General features: G+C 46.7%; 1 protein-coding gene and 1 pseudogene. Both read right to left on the minus strand.

Translation table 11 applies throughout. From position 1 onward, the window contains the following. A partial coding sequence (locus tag ACFIO3_RS14620; RefSeq protein WP_375704733.1) for a contractile injection system protein, VgrG/Pvc8 family occupies positions 1 to 656 on the minus strand: 656 nt, incomplete at its 3' end. Beyond that, positions 653 to 739: pseudogene (locus tag ACFIO3_RS14625) on the minus strand (phage tail protein); the annotation flags it as partial. The gene ACFIO3_RS14620 and the pseudogene ACFIO3_RS14625, both read right to left, overlap by 4 nt.

Raw genomic sequence — 739 nt, forward strand, 5'->3', positions numbered from 1 at the left:
GCTCCTGCTTCATCACGCGCACTGTATTTAAAATCCCAAGAGGTACAGAGTTTTTCATGGATAATAACAACGGGGAGTGTTTCACCAGTGATGGCTTTGCCTTCCCCCCGTCTAGCCAAAACAAGCTTGCCATCAACGGGTTTTGCTACCGCATCATAGTCTTCTGCAAGGCGCGTGGCAAAAGCCATATCGCTTTCAGAAGTTTGATCAATGTGACGCACAACAATTTTAGCAAGAGCAGGGTCAACTTTTGGTGTATAGCCATTGCGCTCTGCTATCTCTTGAACAATACTGCCAAGGGTTTGTTGGTGATAGGATTGGCTTTTGGGTGTTCTATAAGACGTATTCATAGAGGCGGCGCGTCCGGTCACGCTTAGGCTTTGAGGCGGGCTGCTTACAGAGATTTCATCAATCAGATAGGCTCCCATATCGCGGTTTTTGCCGCCTTCATAGCCAAGTGTGACAGAAATGATTGTTCCGATGAGAGGAATATCAAGAAAGCCGTTATCACTGTCACGGGCGCGGTCATCAAGCTCTATGGTAATGCGGTCACTTTTGTCTTCTGCTTCATCGGTAATTTCAATCGACAAAACATAGTCCATCAGCGTTCTTGTGATGTCCTCTCCATTTGCCATCACTGTGCAAAAAGGTTTCATGACTGGCTACCCCAAATTCTAATCACCGGTGTGGCTTTAGGATAGGGGAGGGTTGGCAAAACGATTGTGATGCCTGCTTTTAA

The sequence above is a fragment of the Bartonella sp. AD328YNZD genome (genome assembly GCF_042196425.1).